Source organism: Sporolactobacillus laevolacticus DSM 442, from assembly GCF_000497245.1.
Lineage (GTDB): Bacteria > Bacillota > Bacilli > Bacillales > Sporolactobacillaceae > Sporolactobacillus > Sporolactobacillus laevolacticus.
The window spans coordinates 37,775-55,562 of record NZ_AWTC01000019.1; the positions used below are offsets into that span (position 1 = coordinate 37,775).

Consider the following 17,788-nt stretch of genomic DNA (forward strand, 5'->3'; position numbering starts at 1 on the left):
TGAAAATACAGCAATAGTACTGCGTATTTACGTACAAAAGTTATAATATTAAGGATTATAGTATAAGTGCAACTATGACTTCGCGTTAGTCATAGGCTTGGCAAAGCCAAGTTTTCTAATGTCAATAAAAGATGCATTTTGTCATTTCCCGGGTAATAAAAGATGTACAGTCACGAATCATTCAATCTGCTAAAAAGAAGAAAAAGAGAATTGTCAAAGGATGGAATGACATGAATCAGCGAAAAATTGTCATCGCACCGGATTCATTTAAGGAAAGTTTGACGGCGCTTGAAGCCGCTGAAGCGATTAAGAAAGGCCTACAGTACATATGGCCTGACGCCGATTACGTACTTGTACCTATGGCGGACGGAGGCGAAGGAACTGTTCGCTCGCTGGTCGATGCTTTACATGGGCAGATCATTACTCAAGAAGTTACCGGACCGCTTGGTAAACCCGTGTCAGCATTTTTCGGATTGGTGAATGACGGAACCACTGCGATCATAGAAATGGCTGCTGCATCGGGTATTGAACATATAAAACCTGAGGATCGCAATCCGCTCATCGCAACGACTTATGGAGTTGGCGAGTTAATTCGCTCCGCGATGGATCACGGCGCCAATCATATTATTCTCGGACTGGGAGGCAGCGCAACAAACGACGGTGGATGCGGCATGGCACAGGCGCTAGGCGCCAGACTTCTTGATGACTCAGGGCGCGAATTGGGATTCGGCGGCGCTGCACTGGATGAGCTGGCTTCCATTGACTTGTCGTGCTTTGATCCTCGAATCAAGACTATTCGATTTGAAGCTGCAACTGATGTCACCAATCCACTCACCGGTACTCAAGGCGCATCTGCCGTCTTTGGCCCGCAAAAAGGTGCCTCTGAACAAGATGTTTGCAAGCTGGATCATGCCCTGAAAAACTTTTCAGAGGTCGTTAACCGTGATTTCGGCATTGACATTGATAGGGTTCCCGGTGCCGGTGCTGCAGGCGGCTTAGGCGCAGGCGCTATCTTCTTCTTGAACAGTAAGCTTCGCCCAGGCATTGATTTGGTTATCAAAGAATCGGGTCTGAAACAAAAACTGTCAGGAGCTTCACTCGTGATTACCGGTGAAGGTAAAATAGATGGCCAAACGGTTTATGGAAAAACGCCGATTGGTGTCGCTCGCTGTGCCAAAGAGCAGCATATTCCGGTTATCGGGCTCGCAGGTTCACTTGGTAATGGATGCGACGCAGTGTTGTCACATGGAATCGACGCATTCTTTTCCATTGTTCCAGGCGCAGTATCCTTAGAAATCGCTTTACATGAAGCCAAAGCTAATCTAATCCGAACAGCCGCCAATGTTGCCCGAGTATGGCAGATGGCAAAGAACTAAGTCATCAGCCATTTTTTTGACATTATCGTCGAACGCCTCATGGATCCATTAAAAAAACCGGTTAGCCTGAGCTAACCGGTTTTTTAATGGAGATGTATTAATTTAGTCCCCATTGCTTGCTTATGTAGTTAATCCAGACTTGCCTGCCATCATTGTTCATGGTGTGACCATCTTCACCGACTAGATCCGCTCGCTTTGAACCTTTAGGCCAATTTGACAGATAGTCGAGTACTGTTATTTTTTGCTTTTTTAAATAAGCATTCAATTCGTCAATCCGGTCATTCATATAAGGCTGATTCGATGAATAGTTCGGAAGGGAAACAAAAAAGGCGGCTTTCGGATACTTGATTCTAACTTTTTCTTCTAGAAACGTTGTGACTGTCTCCGTATCTTCAGTTCTGACTTGACGGTCATCATTGTAGAGCAGCGGAGTAAAAATAACGGCATCCGGTTTCCCATTAACGTTTTGTATTAAATTTTCAACTTTCGCCTGGTTCAGTGCCAATGAATTTGTTTTCCCTAAATCCTGCACAGTTATCTTAAAAAACGATTCGCCATAAACCTGATCCAGCTGATTCTGTAAAAGAAGAGCCAATGCCTGGACATTATCGCTGCCAATAAGAGAAATTTGAACTTGCCCACTCTTTTTATATGCGTCTGTTGCTGCATTTCGCAGTGTTATGGGCAGCTTCGCAATTTTCTTTTCAATCGCATTTTGTGATGTATCAGAGCTTTCATTAATTCCAGATAGGTCACCCTGCGATTTAAGACTGGCAGCCGCCCTAACTTGATTTAATTTATGATTCCAATATACTTTGCCCCCAACAATGCTTGCAAAGCAAAGCAAAATGACTACAATCAGCCAAAATTTTTTCAATCCGCTCACCCTCAACAAAATATTGTAATGAAAGATGGAAAAGCTCTCTTGCATTTAATATATCGGTTAGAGGATCATCATGCAATCATTTAACAGACGAATCAATTTATTTCAACAATTTTTATTCAGAATCGAGTTTGTTCCCTTCCCGGATAACAACGATATTTACACGCCTGTTCATCGCTTTATGCTCAGGTGTATCATTTTTAACAATAGGCTGATATTCGCCATAGCCGACAAAATGCATTCTTTTTGGTAAAAGTTCATCCTTATTAATGAGATAATTCATAACCGTTTGGGCGCGAAGTCCGGACAGCTCCCAGTTGGAATGAATTGCCGATTCCTGATTTCGAAACGGTGTATTGTCCGTGTGCCCCTCGATACTGATATCATTCGGCACACTCTTAAGGATATTACCGATCTTTCCCAAGACTGATTTCGCATTTGGCTTAAGATTGGCCTTGCCTAAGTCGAATAAAATCTTTTCACGAAAGGTGAGCTGAACGCCTCTCGCTGTTTCAACAAGCGACACATCAGGACTTAAGTGATTGTCTTTTATGTATTTATCGAGTTGAACATACAGCGCATCGAGTTTCTTCTCATCCTTCTTTTTTTCCTGATTACTGATCGGCTGCGCTTTTTTCACCAAGGGCACAGTGGGTTTTGTCTGTCCTTTATCCGTGCTCGGATACCCCATTCCCTGTAATATTGAATCCCCCTGAAAAGAGGATTTTAAAGAAGAAACAAGCGCATTAAATTTCTGATTTTCAATACTGCTCATTGAATACATGACGATAAAAAAAACAAGAAGAAGAGTGATTAAATCAGAATACGTCACCAGCCATCGTTCTGAATTGTGACTCGATTCTTCAGGCCGGGAATAGCGTCTTTTTCTTGGCCTGCTCATGACTGGCCAACCTCTTGAAACGCATTTCCGGCATTCGCCCCACTACCTGCATGACCCGCAAGACGTTCCTCGACCTTTTGCGATTCCTCATCAGTCAGGAAAGCGTAGAGTTTTTTCTTAAGAATCATCGTGCTTTCCCCGTATTGAATCGATAGAATTCCTTCGGTTTTCAATTGGCGAATCATGACATCCGAAGCAAGATTGTTCTTTATCTTCGTGTAGATTGGTAAATAAATAACATTTGCGCTACCGACACCATACAGCGTAGCAATAAAAGCGACGGCGATCGCCGGTCCGAGTGCAGCCGTATCTTCCAGGCTGCCCAGTACATGAACGAGCCCCATAACGGTCCCGATAATGCCCATCGTTGGCGCGTATCCGCCGGCAGACTCAAAGATTCGTCCGATGGAGAGAATCTTCTGTTCATAAAGCTCTATATCACGATTCAGAATATCATCGATGACATCGGAATCCACACCGTCGACAACCATCTGAATACCATTGGACATAAACGAATCGTTCGTAAAATTTCGCTGTTCCCCTTCCAGAGCGAGCAAACCTTCGCGTCTCGAAATATTTGCGAGTTCAATCAGTCTGACAATTGTGTCGCTCGCACGTTCTTTTGGCTTAACAAATGCATATTTTAGAATAAACGGTGTCTTGGCCAATGTTCTTCCCGGAAAGCTGACAATAACCGCTCCGAATGTTCCTCCGAACACGATTAGGAAGGCGGTTATTTTCAGTAAAGCAATGAGTTGGCCGCCCTCCATCAGAAACCCTATAACCAAGGAAAGTAATCCGACCAGCAAGCCGATGACTGTTGCAACATCCATGTAAGTCAACCCTTTCAGCTCTAGTGCCTTTCTATATTTGTTATCGGCTGATTGGCGGAATTATTGAAGAGATTCCTGAGATTCAATTCGCTGGACCTAGTGTTCACTACTTTTGCAAATAGGATTTTCATCCTATTGACTTTATGATAATTCTATGAATTTTTTAGGTGAACACATGATTATTATAAATATTTTATTTTAGTAGGAGGTCCATCTGCGAAATTTCACTTCCGTTTTTTGTAAACACTTGATACAATGAATCTTGTGATTTATTGTCGAATCAAGGCTCATAAGTGTGAAAAAACCTTTTTTCTACCGGGAGCTTCCTATCCCACCTTGCGATCATATTGATTTGTATCGCGAAGCGCTTCCCTATTTCATTAGGGAATAATCGAACGGGAGTGAATGGCTCTTATGCCAAAAGTCGTAAAGGTTGAAAACTTGAAGGACGGAAGCATTCTTGCAAAAGACATATACATAAATTCTTCAGTGCTCTATCGATCCGGCATGCTGATAACGTCTGAGTTAATCACATATTTGTCAAAAAAAGGAGTACCTTTTGTAACTATTTATGATGCGCCGCCGGTAGCTCCATTTCGACATACAAATACAGCTCTATCTCGAATGACATCTCATGGGCGAAAAGAACTCACTTCACGATTCCAGAATGACATGGCGCAAATCGCCAACGAATTGCGTTATGGCCGGATTCTGCACTCGGAATCATCTTATAAGTGGCTTCATTCGCTCTATTTGCGTTTTTATTCAAATCCGACGGTTCGACTGCTCTTGGACAGTATGAAACAATGGGATCCGGTCTGCTATATTCATTCGCTCGATGTGTTCGTGCTTGCCAGCTTGTTCTTTAAACACACACAATGGAAAGTAAGCGAAGACTTTATTCTAGGCTGTTTGCTCCATGATATTGGCAAGCTGTACACTCCGGCTGATATTCTCCTGAAAAAAGGAAAACTGACGCAGCGAGAGTACAGTAAGATTACCCGACATACGGTTGACGGTTATGAATTGCTCAAACGCATGAACTTTCCCAATGAAACATGCAGGGTTGTCCGTTCACATCATGAACGAATGGATGGGAGCGGGTATCCGGATAACCTTATCGTAAAAAAAGATGACCAAAATTTAAAGTTGATGATGATTACTGACGTCTATTCCGCTTTGACGCTGAACCGTTCTTATCGGAGACCGATGCATGCAACGAAAGCGATGCAAATCATCCTGAACGATAGCGCACGCAATCATTTGCTTGACCTGCAGACCTGCTATTCATTTATCAACTTTATTCATATTTTTCCACCGGCCACCCGTGTGCTGCTAACTACAGGAGAAGAAGGCATGATTCTCGCTAATCCAGCAGGATCAGACATACTTCCCCGCGTCAGACTTGAAAAAAGTGGCTGCGTCATCCAATTGCCAAGCGATCTTTCAATGACCGTGGAAACAGTCACTAGCTGGGACAGTAGTGAGGTTGTTAAGCAAGCGAAGCAAACTTGGAATGACTACATTCATTATCTGATCGATGGCAATAGTGTTAAAGCAGTCGATTGTCTCGACGCGCTTTCAGACGGCATGCGTATCGAAGATATTTTCATCAAACTGTTCGAACGATCGTTGGACGAGATACAAAAAGGACTAACTCTGAAACGTTTTCTGGATGCCGACTATCTGATCGCCACCTTTACCATCCTGAGGTTGCTGAGCTGGAAGATGTTGAAAATTTCTCACCAACTTAGTAAAAATGATCTAGGAGAGGTTGTCATTGCCAACCTCGAATCTTTTAAGGGACTGACACGGACAAAATTGATGGATGATTTATTCTCCATCAGCGGATGGAAAACGGACTTCTTAGCTGAAATAAATGAGATCGGTGTGGTCCGCGACCTCCTCCAACGAAAGAATGCCAATTATTTAGCCGTTTCTTTCTCAAGTCGTTCACACGCACCGGTGGTTTCAAATCTACTTAACCAACTCAATTCAGAATTCCCGAAACTAACCGTATTTGTTCATGGAAGTCAGGCAAACCTGATCAAGGAATCCGCCATAGAAAGATTGTTTGTCAGTACAAATCTGAGCGAATTGATCCTCAACATGAAACAATTCTTTGAGAGTGAACTAGGCGCTTAAATTCATTTTTTGAACGCGGTATGAGAGCTTTCGATTAATACGCTCATGCTTTTATTAATAAAAGCGGGTAACCTTGGTATCTCTCAAGGTTACCCGCTTTATTTGATCACATCGATTAATAATTAATTATTCATCTGTTCCTGAATCATATCATGAACTCTTTGTTTTTCAGCCGCACCGACAACGAGGTAATAGATGCCATTAATTGTCTGTCCTTGGCCTTTCACTTCATAATCGATTGTATGCTTGCGCGTATTGCGATAATTGAAAGCCAAATTCTTCATATCATCAAAGGTCAGATTTGTTTTCACATTACCGCCGAGTGCATTAAGAATCTGTGAATATCGTGAGACAGATGAGACATTGGACATTTTGTTAACAATGGCCATGATCACATCCCGCTGTCTTTGATTTCGGCCAAAGTCGCCTTGTGGATCCAAATGGCGCATCCGGACGTAACCCATCGCTTTCGCACCGGTATCCAAGGTGATTTCGCCGCGCTGGTAATGATAGCCCTTCTTGTAGTAGCCTTCGTCATGCCAATCCAGTTTATTGTTAACGGTCACACCGCCGACCGCATCGACAAGAGCGCTCATGCCTTGCATATTGATTTTAATATAGAAATCAAAAGGAATGCCGCCGACGAATTGCTGAACCGTATCTTCTGCCATTTTCGTGCCGCCATAAGCGTACGCAGCATTGATTTTGTCGATCGTCCCGCGGCCAACAATTTCTGTTCTTGTGTCACGCGGAATGGAAATCATTTGCATCGTGTTTGTATTCGGGTTCAAAGTCGTTGCGATGATCGTATCGGAACGACCACGGTCGCCTTGTCGCTCATCGACACCCATGAGCAACAAACTGATCGGATTCTTCTGTGTAATTGCTTTGTGATTTCCTTTACCGCCGGAGGTTTCATACATAGATCCTGCAGTTGATGCGACCGAATGATACATCCACCATGCATAGCCTGCGCCTGCAGCAAAAAGGAGCACAATGATCGATCCGATCGTCAATAAAATCTTCTTTTTCATGATCTCTTCCCTTTTCCTCTTATATTCATCTTCATTTATTACAGGACAACGATAATGAAATAATAACATGTCCCTGATCCGTTGTGAATATCTTCCTTTTTCACACGAACAAATCTCTACTACTGAACAATACCTTTCGCCTCATATACGGATAATCAGGGGTTCTAAGTAAAAAACAATTGGAATTTTTGACGGAAAGCTCTTTGAAAAAGGAACTATTGATACACGATTTAACTAGTCCTGACGAAAAAAGAATAGAAAAAAAGCGCAACAGATATATTCCGTTGCGCCTTCTTCTATAGACAGTAAATTAGTCAACGACTTCGATCTTATCTTTGCCGCCGAATTTTTCATACCAAGGTGTTGCGTTTTCAGCAAGGATTGCGTTGAGTTCTTCAACGTTAGCCTTACCTTGAGTGCGAAGCCATTCAACAGCGCCTTCTTCTCCACCCTTGCCATAAGCTTCAACGCCGTCACGCCATGTTGCACGGCCACAAAGTACACCGTTGTATTTTGCACCTGCATCATGTGCGAATACGAGTGTTTTTTGGAAGAGTTCAGTAGATACGCCTGCGCTCAGCCAGATGTAAGGAATTGTTGTCAGTTTGTCAACTTCGAGGAAGTAGTTCTTAGCTTCTTCAGCTGTGTAAACAGGAGCGTTTTCGCCAACGCCTTCTACACGGCTCATGTCAACAGGAACTTCCAACTTCAGAACGTCGATGCCGTAGCGTTCTTGTGTGAAGACTTTGATCGAGTCAAGAACCTTTTGAGGTTTAACTTTTGCATATTCTTCTTTGTCCGTAATTTTTTCATCGTAAGTTACGATTTCAAAGAACAAAGGAATATCTTCGGCTTTACATTCAGAACCAATACGTTCTACGAATGCTTTCTTTACATCGTTGATTTCATCTGGTTCATCTGGATCGAAGTAAACGAGCAGTTTAACAGCAGTACCGCCGCTTTCTTTGATACGTTTTACAGACCAGTTAGGAAGAAGGTCAGGAATACGGCCAGGTTCTGTAGCGTCATAACCTGTTTTTTCATAAGATGTCAGCAAACCACAAGAAGCTGCGCGTGCTTTGCCGGCAGGAATACCGAATTCAGGATCAAGCAGAATTGCACTTGCATATGGAGTTAATTCCTTGGATACGAGCGTTTTGAAATCCGAAAGTTCTTGAATAGAAGCGTCAGAACCCTTAGCAGCACCGATCATTCTCTTCAAAGAACCACGTTGGTCGATTGCCAATGCAGCGATAACACCATTTTTGTCAGACAGTTGTTCAAGGAATTCGAACTTGCCTTTGGAAATTTTAACCATTACCTATAACCTCCAGGATATTATTGGACAACTTTTGTGTCCCCTACTATAAACAAACGACAATCACTTGCCGCACCTTCATCAGGTGGCCTATCGTTTTTATCTCACAAACTTCATTTTACGTCATTTTCCGTCATAAAGTCAATTTCGCATTTTCAATAAATGTGTGAACAAAATTATATTTTTTTTAAAGGTACTGTTTCATTTTTTATTATTTCATGACACCTTGTCTGTTCGTTTAAATAAAAACAGCTATAGCCGGAATTATCCGTGAGCTTATGGTTGGACGCAACCACTACAGGGAATGCACCAACCATCTTAGCAATTCATCCGCAAACCCGGTTGACAATCAACTGTAACCCTCCCATAAGAGTCGCGCACCTTCTGCTCCAATCAACGGAGCAGAAAATCAACATTGAATGTTAACATAGCCTAAAACAAAAAAGATCCCGATATGCGGAATCTCGTTTTTTACTACTATTAAATTCATTGCTGTTCAATTTGATAAGTTCACATTTAAATTAGCCAAAAAAAGTTTGATAAAGGAGGAATACGTTTAAGCAGATAACAATCGCTGCGATGCACCATGCAGCCACTGTCGTCAATTTACGATTGACGAGCTTGCCCATAATCGCTTTGTTGCTCGTAAAAATAACAAGCGGAATAATCGCTAAAGCAATACCGAACGAAAGAACAACTTGGCTCATAACAAGTGCCTTGGTAGCATTAGCCCCCGAAATAATCAGGATCAGCGGCGGAAGCATTGAGCAGAAACGGCGAATAAAAACGGGAATTCGCTTATGAATAAAGCCCTGCATCATGATGTCTCCGGCAAGTGTGCCGACTGAGGAACTTGATAGACCAGCAGATAGTAACCCTACACCAAACAAAATACCGGCGATCGGCGCGATATATGTGCTGAAACCATGGAAAGCCACGGTTAGATCATTTATGACTTCCCGGCCGAAGAATGTGGAACCGGCCACAGAAAGCATAATTGCATTAATAACGCCGGCAATAATCATCGCGATGAGAATATCAATCAATTCAAATCGGAAAATCTTTTTCCTTTCCTCGGCTGTTTGGCCGATCACTCGGCGGCAGGTTAATCCAGAATGCATATAGATGGCATGAGGCATGACCGTTGCTCCGAGGATGCCTGCGGCAAGCAGCACGCTGTCGGTTCCCTGAAATTGCGGAACAAAACCTTGGACAAATGGCTTAAACGCCGGTAATGCGAAGAAAATTTCAAAGCTGAACGCGATCACAACGATGAACACCATCAGCGCAATCACCATTTCTAGTGGACGAAAGCCCCTGACTTGGAAGGTGAGAATCAATAATGCGCAAATTGCAGTCAAAATTGCAGCTGGAATCATGGGCAATCCGAAAACAAGATGAAAGCCGAGTGCCGCACCGATAAATTCAGCCAAATCGGTTGCCATAATCATGATTTCTCCCTGAATCCAATAAAAGAACGAGACACCTCTTGGCCATCGATCACGGATGATTTCAGGCAGATTGTGTGAAGTCGCGATACCGATTTTTGCTGAAAGTGTCTGGATTAAAATTGCCATCAGGTTCGAAATAACGACAACCCATAAAAGTAAATAGCCGAACTGTGAACCTGCCTGAATATTCGTTGCGTAGTTGCCAGGATCAATATAGGCCACCGCAGCGATAAATGCCGGGCCGATGAACGGAAGCATTTGGCGCCAGCCTTTTTTTTCTCCAATCGCCTGATCAAACGATTGTGTCTCCGGTTCAGAAGTATTCGTTGCGGAAGATCGTCTCTTTTTCATAGTCTTGTTAACTGATTGATTCAGTCCGGTCACCTGCTGATCTAGATCGGACATGACTCTCCTCCTTTTTCGCTCAATGAATATAAGTTTCTTTAATGAAACTTATGTGCCTAACAATAACCTACGATATTCTCTATGAGAATGCAACTGTTTTTTCTTTGTAATCGCATATTCCGATAATTATTTTCACGTAATGGAAGATTGGAAAGCTAAAAAAATATAGGAAACAGGTGCATCTTCAGCCCTGTTTTTTAGGAAGGCGCACGCAGCACATATAGATGAAGACCACCGCGCAGAGCGCACCGTATAGTGGATAAAGCGTGGAAACCAATGAGCCATAGCCAAATTGGCCAATCATAAATGCACCGACAACCAGGAGCACCATGGACATTCGCACACTAAAAAATTTGGGGAAAACACTGTGCAATTGTCTGGAAAGACCAAAGATATTACCGACAAATGTGGTAAGAATTTCGCCAAAGATCACTGCGATAAAAGCGAGACGCATCGTTTCTCCGAGCGGCCGCACCATCTCTGCCATCGGCAGTTCATAAAGAAAAATATCCAGCTTGCCGAGCATCATTAAGTGTGAAAGCAACAAGAGCACACCGAGTCCTGCCCCTCCCAACAGCCCTCCGTACCGCAGCACCTGTTCATCTTTAAATTCCTTCGCCATCGGGACGAGCACAATCAAGGCGGTTGACAAATTAAATGCCGCATAATTAAATGAGGGCAACAGCCAGCGAATATGGCCTGAGTCTGGAAAATATTGAGCAGCGGCATGGCTTGAATAGAACGTGATCAACACGAATCCGATAAGTAATGGGACCACAAGCGCGTTGACAAATAACAAGCCTTGAACCCCTTTGATCAAAAACAAGATGCTAATGAAAACTGCAAGCATAATGCCAAGCTGACGGCCCCAGCCAAGCTGTTCCTGAAAGATCGCTCCCGATCCGGCCAGCATGACGCCTGTGATCCCAAATATAATAAAAAACAGCAAAGCTTGAATAACGTTGCCCAGTCTTTCGCCAAAAATCGCCGCAACCAGTTCATTGAATGAGTACGCGTCAATTCGATGGGCATAAATCATCATTTTTGTTCCAATCCAAGCAATTAATAGACCGCTCAGGATTGAACCGATCGTTCCGAATGCGTGATATTGCGTAAAGAACTGAATAATCTCCCTTCCAGAAGCAAATCCTGCGCCTACAACAGTCCCGATGAAGGTCGCCGCCACTTGCAAAATGCCAATGATTTTTTTTTTCATCAGGAATGCTCCTTTCTTTCCACCAACCGTACAAATAATAAGGGATCTTTTATGTCCTGATTCATTTTATGCGCAGCCTGTCCCTGCCATGCCATTTCCAATCTTTACAAAATGCAACCGCCCTATTATAATGGGAAAGTAATCATATTAACTCTTTTAGAGGAAGGGGACATGTTTTATGGCCATTTTAAAGAGCAGTGTCTTAAACAATCTCATTGTCGCACGCCGCCAGTCCCCTTTTCTCAGGCACATCTGAACCGTTGTACTGACTATTAGGGACTGTTCGATAGGAAGACATTTTTCGTACTTATCGAACTTATCCTTTAGGGAGACTGGGGCCTTTCACAGGGCATTTCCCACTTTACGAAGATCTTGCCGTGTGCAGGATCTTTTTTTGATACCCAAATTTAAGTACAACCGGAGGAAGAGCATTGAATTTATTAAATTACGGCTGGAATCAGCAGTTAGAAACTGAACCATTAAATCTTGAAGACGGCCAGAGTATTGGCCGAATCGTTTCAGAATACAAGGGCCAGTACAAACTCATTACGGAACGCGGTGAATACCTGGCTGAGGTGTCAGGAAAAATGCGCCATCAGGCGATTGAGCGTGAAGATTTCCCTGCAGTAGGCGACTGGGTGATCGTCATCGAGCGGCCTGAGGACCGGCGAGCAACCATCCATCGTGTACTTCCCCGTTTCAGCAAGTTTTCAAGAAAATCTGCGGGAGTCACAACGGTCGAACAAATTGTTGCCGCCAATATTGATACCGTATTTCTCGTTATGGCGCTCAACCATGATTTTAATATCCGAAGGCTTGAACGTTATCTGACGATGGCCTGGGAAAGTGGAGCAAATCCGGTGATTGTGCTGAGCAAGGCAGATCTTTGTAATGATCTGGAATCGAAAATTGCTGAAGTAGAAGAGATCGCTTTTGGTGTTCCGATCATTACGGTCAGTGCCGTCCAAGATCGCGGCAGAGAGCGCTTAACCGATTATCTGGGGACCGGACGTACTGCTGTTTTTCTCGGTTCTTCAGGTGCAGGTAAATCAACGTTGACCAATTGGCTGTGCGGTAGGACGATCCAGCAAGTGAACACCGTACGTGAGGATGATGACCGCGGCCGGCATACAACAACAAACCGAGAACTTATCGTCTTGCCGGATGGCGGCGTTATTATCGACACACCTGGGATGCGCGAATTACAGCTATGGACGGCCTCTGATGAATCACTTGACCATAGCTTTTCAGATATCGAAGCGCTTGCCTCTCATTGCCGCTTTAGCGATTGCACCCACAACAATGAACCAGGCTGCGAAGTTCAGCATGCACTGGCTGACGGACGCTTGACTGAAGAACGCTATAACAGCTATCTCAAATTACAGCGCGAGCTCGCCTTCTTGCGCCGTAAAGCCGACATTCAAGAACGGTTGAAAGAAAAAGCACGTTGGAAAAAAATCCATATGGAGATGCGACGTAAGCACTGAGTAGATGTAGAACTGAGCTTTTAGTTCAGTTCTTTTTTTATTCAATAGATTATTCCACAGCGATTTTCCTAGCTCAGCGTTCATTTTATTCATGCGTATATTGGAATCAATGGCGCATAAATCATAAATCCAGAGCCACATGCACATTCTCTCACTTTCCATTCAAAAAGCGTCTGGTGTACAATCCCTCCCTTTTCCGCACTTTGACCGGGGATTTTTTGATAAAAATATGCTTTGATTTATGTTACACTATGTTTTACTGGTTTTTTTTTGAAACAGGCTGCTGCTTGTCTTTATTTGCGACGGAGGTATATGCAATGACTAGCGAATTAACCCATATAAAAATTCAGGATTTCGATCTTGTCTATGAATTAATGAACCATTCTTTTCCAAGCATCGAATTCCGGCCACGTGACAAGCAATTTGAACTGCTGAAACACCCTAACTTTACTATTTATGCACGCTACAGCAGCTCAGGTCAAACACTAGATGGATTCATCGCAGAATGGTCGTTCGCAGATTTTTGCTTTGTCGAACATTTTGCTGTTCAACCTTACTTGCGCGGGCATGGTGTCGGATCTGAAATGATGAGGCAGTACCTTAACCAAGCAAAAAAGCAGGTACTGATCGAAGTTGAAGAACCTGTGACCGATCTTGCGATTCGTAGAATTCATTTTTATCAACGTTTAGGCTTTGTATTCAGTGCTTTTGGTTATATTCAGCCCGACTTGCGAAATTCAGGTGAGAAAGAAGTCACCTTGCGAATGATGAACTACCCCACCCCACTCACCAAGCCGGAATTCCTGCAGCGCAAAAAAGAAATCTTTCAACAAGTCTACGGAATGGATCAAGCAGGACGATGTTAAAATCATAGCAATTTCAGTCGTAGTACCTTTCACGTACAAAGGATCAGCACAGGAACAAATCCGGCTGATCCTCTGTGATTAATAAACGCAAGTTGCGCCAATGATGATTAAAAGAATGAAAAGCACAACCACCAGTGCGAAACCTGAGTTTTTCCCGTATCCTTCTGAAGCACCCATGATCCTCATCACCTCCACATGATTTTCATTAATAGCGTATGCGAATGCCCCATATCGTTTCGCCCGTTTTTTATTCATTGTCTTCCAATTCGGTTACGCGTTCAGATCGTGCTCACTGTGATAAAATGGAAAAGGTTGGTTTAGCGATTACCGAGTTTGGTAATCGTAATCTTATGTATTTCAGGAGGCTTGCCGGATGGAAAATTTCGAAACACTGCTGGATCATTATGCTGATATTACAGTCACGATCGGTCTTAATGTCCAGAAGGATCAAGATGTAATGATTTTTGCCCCTATAGAATCGCCCGAGTTCGTAAGAAAAATTGTGAAAAAAGCTTATGAAGTAGGTGCGAAAAATGTTTTTGTTGACTGGACGGACGAGCAATTAACTCGCCTCCGGCTCGAACTTGCTGCTGAACAGTCACTTGAACAGTTCCCTGATTGGCGCGCTAAATCGTTCCAGGAACTTGCCGATCAAAATGCAGCATTCCTTTATATTTATTCTCCAAATCCGGAACTGCTAAAAGGAATTGATCCCTTACGGATTTCAGCAGCACAAAAAGCAGCAGCAGCAGCGAACAAACAATTCACGAAGGATAAGAGCAGCGCGAAAGTAAGCTGGACAATCGTCTCGGTTCCGACGTTAGCATGGTCTGCGAAGGTATATCCAGGTATGGGTGAAGCAGAACGGATGGATGCACTTTGGCAACAGATCTTCACTATTACACGTGCAAATAACGCTAATCCTGAAGAAGCATGGAAAAAACATATTCAAGCACTAACCGACAAACTGAATTACTTTAATGAGAAGCGATTTAAGAAACTGCATTACAATGGTCCGGGTACAAACCTGACTATTGAGCTTCCAACCGAACACCTTTGGGTTGGCGGCGGAATGACAAACGGAAAAGGAACTCCTTTTCAGCCAAACATGCCTACTGAAGAAATCTTCACGATGCCGCTCAAAACCGGTGTTAACGGCACGGTTTCCAGCACAAAACCGCTCAACTACGGCGGCAACCTGATCGACCATTTTTCGATTACCTTTGAAAATGGACGAATTGTCGATTATACGGCGAAACAAGGACTAGATACACTGAAACAAATCATTGAGACGGATGAAGGCGCGCATTACCTTGGTGAAGTGTCACTTGTCCCTCATCATTCACCGATTTCAGAGACTAATCTCATTTTCTACAACACACTATTTGATGAAAATGCTTCCTGTCATTTGGCAATTGGCCACGGCTTTCCGTTCAACTATCGAGGCGGCAGACAAATGTCTGAAGAGGCGCTCGCTGCAGCTGGTATGAACCAGAGTCTAACTCATGTTGATTTCATGGTTGGGTCGGGTGAACTCGATATTGATGGCGAAACTGCAGACGGACAGATCATTCCGATCTTCCGAGAAGGAAATTGGGTAATTTAAAAAACGAATGCGAAAGTTAAAAAACAGGCCTGAGCGAATCGCTCTCAGGCCTGTTTTTCGTTCTATTTATTTGATTGGTTTTTCTAAACGGACTGCACAAAAATACGGTGCTTAAATCTTGTAACGATTGATTTCTTCCTGCATAAGCTGTGCCTGCTGATCCAAATCTCCGGCAAGCTTGTTCAGTTCCTCCATTGAAGCAGTCTGTTCCTGAACCGAGGCACTCATTTCTTCTGTGCTCGCTGCTGTCTCTTCACTTGTCGAAGCGATGACTTGAGTGCCCTGGGTCACCTGTTCGATTTGTTGATGTGTATTGATAATCGCATTGGAAATCGTCTGCATGCCCTTCACATTGAGTTCAATGATTTTTTCAATTTGCGTAAACGCGTCGTTCGATTCAGAAACTGCCGTTTTCTGACCTTGAAGCGTTTCGCCGGTCTGCCGGCAATAGGAGACCGCCTGCTGAATCTCGTTATTCATAGATTGAACCGTATCGGTCACTTCTTTTAATGACTCATTCGTCTGCTGAGCCAGTTTTCTGATTTCACCGGCAACAACTGCGAAGCCTTTGCCATGTTCACCAGCATGAGCCGCCTCTATGCTGGCATTCAGGGACAGCAAATTAGTGCGCCTTGCGATACCATCAAGTACGTCAATAATTTGATGCACATTTTTCGCATGCTCTTCAAGCTTTAATACCGTATCAATGATCTGATTTGTTGTATCGGCAGAGTTCTTAGACTGTACAGACAAATGATTCATTTTGTCGAGACCGCCGCGGGCAAATTCAATCATCCGATGTGCACCTTGCAAGACGTCTTTACTTTGATCATCAATTTTGTTTACTTGTTCAAGCAGATTCTGTAAAGAGGATTGACTCTCGTCAATTGATTTTGACTGATTAGACGCCCCTGCAGCAATTTCCGTAACTGTGGCACTTATTTCATTTGCGGAAGCCACATTTTCTTCCGCACTCGCAACCAAGGTCTGCGACGCACCGATTATTTGTTGCGAAACATCAATCATCTTTTTAAATGCATTCCGATTTGTATTCGCCATTTCGTTGATGCTTCTGGTCAGATGAGACAATTCATCGTCGCCATCTACGGGTATTTTAACGGTGAGATCTCCTTGCTCAATCTGCCCCGCCGCCTCCTGAACTTTCCGCAGACGTCCAATCACTTTTCCAAGCATATAGCTTGTGATCAAGATGGAAACAGCGATAATCACAAGCAAGGTTACAATCGAAGGTAGAGTGATCAGGTTGGCTTTGTTTGAGATTTCACTTTTATCGATAATCCCCAGCATGGTCCATCCTGATGTACTGTTTGTTTTAAAACTGATTAATTTATCAGAACCGTTTACTTTTGCATAAAATTTACCGCTTTTGCCCATACGGTGTATTTCTTTATAGAAGTCTTCACCGGCAACACTTTTGCCAATTTCATCTTTTTTGGGTGAGGCGATATATGTACCCTTGCTGTCAAGAAGCGCCACATAACCTGTATCACCAAGCTTTACTCGACTCACTTGATTAATAATTGACTGAATGAATAAGTCCAGTTTAATAACGCCTTTAACTTGTCCATTATCAACTACCGCTTGCTCAACACTGACTACTTTTTGCTTGGTTACTTTGTCGATGTAAGGGTTAGTCCAAACCGATTTGCCATTACCTGCCATCCCGGCTTTGTACCATGACTCCGCTGTTGGATCGTAACTGCTTTGAAAGAAGTATAAAGGTGCACGAACGATATGCTTGTCTACTGTAGCGTAAGTAATCGCCTGATACTTGGTATTTGAGCTAAGCACATTCTGAAAAGCCACATTAATGTCATCAGTGTTTTTCTGCACATGATCCAGCATCTTGCTCATGGTAAACTGGCGTGTGATCGACTGTGCGTCATCAAAGTATGTTTCAAAAGTCAAGTCTGTACTGTTCAACTGTGCCATTGTTGATTGTGTCAATTGATCTTTGATTAATTTTGCTCCGTAGAAATAGCTGAATGATCCTCCTGCAATTCCGACAATCGCAATAATCGTGACAATTGGGATCAAAAGCTGCTTTCGGACACTCATGTTCGCAAGCATGCGGCTGTTAAGAAATTTAAACACTGGCGCGCGTTTCACAATATACGCAACTCGTTTCGCATACCCATTTTTTATTTTCTCTACTATTTTTTTTGGTGACTTTACAGCTTTCTTGTCCTTATTCTTGTCGATGCCCTTCTCTTTGTTCATGCGCCAATAGCCCCCCGTAATACCTT

General features: G+C 43.3%; 14 protein-coding genes. 5 read left to right on the forward strand and 9 right to left on the reverse strand.

Translation table 11 applies throughout. The features are described from left to right. The first annotated feature begins 230 nt into the window (after window positions 1-230). The gene (locus P343_RS33985) at window positions 231-1,376 is read left to right on the forward strand and encodes a glycerate kinase (RefSeq protein WP_023511382.1); all 1,146 of its coding nucleotides are present in this window, start codon (window positions 231-233) and stop codon (window positions 1,374-1,376) included. 97 nt (window positions 1,377-1,473) lie between these two features. Here P343_RS33985 and P343_RS33990 read toward each other — a convergent pair whose 3' ends face one another. The 3 genes from P343_RS33990 to P343_RS34000 form a co-directional block, all read right to left on the reverse strand. Further along, a complete protein-coding gene (locus tag P343_RS33990; RefSeq protein ID WP_023511383.1) occupies window positions 1,474-2,253 on the reverse strand; it encodes an SGNH/GDSL hydrolase family protein in 780 nt (259 codons plus the stop codon). Between the two features lie 121 nt (window positions 2,254-2,374). Further along, on the reverse strand, window positions 2,375-3,160 hold the full coding sequence (locus P343_RS33995) for an OmpA/MotB family protein (protein ID WP_023511384.1): 786 nt from the start codon (window positions 3,158-3,160) through the stop codon (window positions 2,375-2,377). Next, window positions 3,157-3,993: a flagellar motor protein gene (locus tag P343_RS34000; protein ID WP_023511385.1), complete on the reverse strand. Its 837-nt coding sequence runs from the start codon at window positions 3,991-3,993 to the stop codon at window positions 3,157-3,159. The genes P343_RS33995 and P343_RS34000 overlap by 4 nt, the downstream gene beginning before the upstream one ends. 414 nt (window positions 3,994-4,407) lie before the next feature. On the opposite strand from P343_RS34000, the gene P343_RS34005 reads away from it, so the two are divergent. Next, window positions 4,408-6,138, forward strand: coding sequence for an HD-GYP domain-containing protein (locus P343_RS34005; protein WP_023511386.1), 1,731 nt, complete (start codon window positions 4,408-4,410; stop codon window positions 6,136-6,138). 122 nt (window positions 6,139-6,260) lie between these two features. On the opposite strand, the gene P343_RS34010 is transcribed toward P343_RS34005, so the two are convergent. The 4 genes from P343_RS34010 to P343_RS34025 all read right to left on the reverse strand — a co-directional run bounded on the left by P343_RS34010 (window position 6,261) and on the right by P343_RS34025 (window position 11,562). Then, a complete protein-coding gene (locus P343_RS34010; protein ID WP_023511387.1) occupies window positions 6,261-7,172 on the reverse strand; it encodes an LCP family glycopolymer transferase in 912 nt (303 codons plus the stop codon). A gap of 310 nt (window positions 7,173-7,482) precedes the next feature. Then, complete coding sequence (locus tag P343_RS34015) at window positions 7,483-8,490, reverse strand: tagatose 1,6-diphosphate aldolase (protein ID WP_023511388.1); 1,008 nt, start codon at window positions 8,488-8,490, stop codon at window positions 7,483-7,485. Between the two features lie 521 nt (window positions 8,491-9,011). Next, complete coding sequence (locus P343_RS34020; protein WP_422784833.1) at window positions 9,012-10,316, reverse strand: Nramp family divalent metal transporter; 1,305 nt, start codon at window positions 10,314-10,316, stop codon at window positions 9,012-9,014. A gap of 214 nt (window positions 10,317-10,530) precedes the next feature. Further along, entirely contained in the window at window positions 10,531-11,562 is a 1,032-nt protein-coding gene (locus tag P343_RS34025) for a YkvI family membrane protein (protein ID WP_023511390.1), read from the reverse strand. A 431-nt stretch (window positions 11,563-11,993) separates the two neighbouring features. Between P343_RS34025 and rsgA the strand changes: the two genes are divergently transcribed. Both rsgA and P343_RS34035 read left to right on the forward strand, forming a co-directional pair. Beyond that, window positions 11,994-13,049: a ribosome small subunit-dependent GTPase A gene (gene rsgA, locus P343_RS34030; RefSeq protein WP_023511391.1), complete on the forward strand. Its 1,056-nt coding sequence runs from the start codon at window positions 11,994-11,996 to the stop codon at window positions 13,047-13,049. Between the two features lie 317 nt (window positions 13,050-13,366). Continuing rightward, window positions 13,367-13,915 carry a GNAT family N-acetyltransferase gene (locus tag P343_RS34035; protein ID WP_023511392.1) on the forward strand — a complete coding sequence of 183 codons (549 nt, stop codon included), beginning with the start codon at window positions 13,367-13,369 and terminating at the stop codon, window positions 13,913-13,915. 78 nt (window positions 13,916-13,993) lie between these two features. On the opposite strand, the gene P343_RS36985 is transcribed toward P343_RS34035, so the two are convergent. Beyond that, entirely contained in the window at window positions 13,994-14,101 is a 108-nt protein-coding gene (locus P343_RS36985; protein ID WP_422784834.1) for a YjcZ family sporulation protein, read from the reverse strand. Window positions 14,102-14,288: 187 nt separating this feature from the next. Here P343_RS36985 and P343_RS34045 point away from each other — a divergent pair, with 187 nt between their 5' ends. Further along, window positions 14,289-15,521 carry an aminopeptidase gene (locus P343_RS34045; RefSeq protein ID WP_023511394.1) on the forward strand — a complete coding sequence of 411 codons (1,233 nt, stop codon included), beginning with the start codon at window positions 14,289-14,291 and terminating at the stop codon, window positions 15,519-15,521. Window positions 15,522-15,632: 111 nt separating this feature from the next. On the opposite strand, the gene P343_RS34050 is transcribed toward P343_RS34045, so the two are convergent. Beyond that, window positions 15,633-17,762: a methyl-accepting chemotaxis protein gene (locus tag P343_RS34050; RefSeq protein WP_023511395.1), complete on the reverse strand. Its 2,130-nt coding sequence runs from the start codon at window positions 17,760-17,762 to the stop codon at window positions 15,633-15,635. Between the last annotated feature and the right edge of the window lie 26 nt (window positions 17,763-17,788).

Coding starts and splice junctions, on each gene's coding strand:
- P343_RS33985 (WP_023511382.1), top strand. CDS start 231: ATGAATCAGCGAAAAATTGTCATCGCACCGGATTCATTTAAGGAAAGT.
- P343_RS33995 (WP_023511384.1), bottom strand. CDS start 3,160: ATGAGCAGGCCAAGAAAAAGACGCTATTCCCGGCCTGAAGAATCGAGT.
- P343_RS34000 (WP_023511385.1), bottom strand. CDS start 3,993: ATGGATGTTGCAACAGTCATCGGCTTGCTGGTCGGATTACTTTCCTTG.
- P343_RS34005 (WP_023511386.1), top strand. CDS start 4,408: ATGCCAAAAGTCGTAAAGGTTGAAAACTTGAAGGACGGAAGCATTCTT.
- P343_RS34010 (WP_023511387.1), bottom strand. CDS start 7,172: ATGAAAAAGAAGATTTTATTGACGATCGGATCGATCATTGTGCTCCTT.
- P343_RS34015 (WP_023511388.1), bottom strand. CDS start 8,490: ATGGTTAAAATTTCCAAAGGCAAGTTCGAATTCCTTGAACAACTGTCT.
- P343_RS34025 (WP_023511390.1), bottom strand. CDS start 11,562: ATGAAAAAAAAAATCATTGGCATTTTGCAAGTGGCGGCGACCTTCATC.
- P343_RS34035 (WP_023511392.1), top strand. CDS start 13,367: ATGACTAGCGAATTAACCCATATAAAAATTCAGGATTTCGATCTTGTC.
- P343_RS36985 (WP_422784834.1), bottom strand. CDS start 14,101: ATGAGGATCATGGGTGCTTCAGAAGGATACGGGAAAAACTCAGGTTTC.
- P343_RS34045 (WP_023511394.1), top strand. CDS start 14,289: ATGGAAAATTTCGAAACACTGCTGGATCATTATGCTGATATTACAGTC.
- P343_RS34050 (WP_023511395.1), bottom strand. CDS start 17,762: ATGAACAAAGAGAAGGGCATCGACAAGAATAAGGACAAGAAAGCTGTA.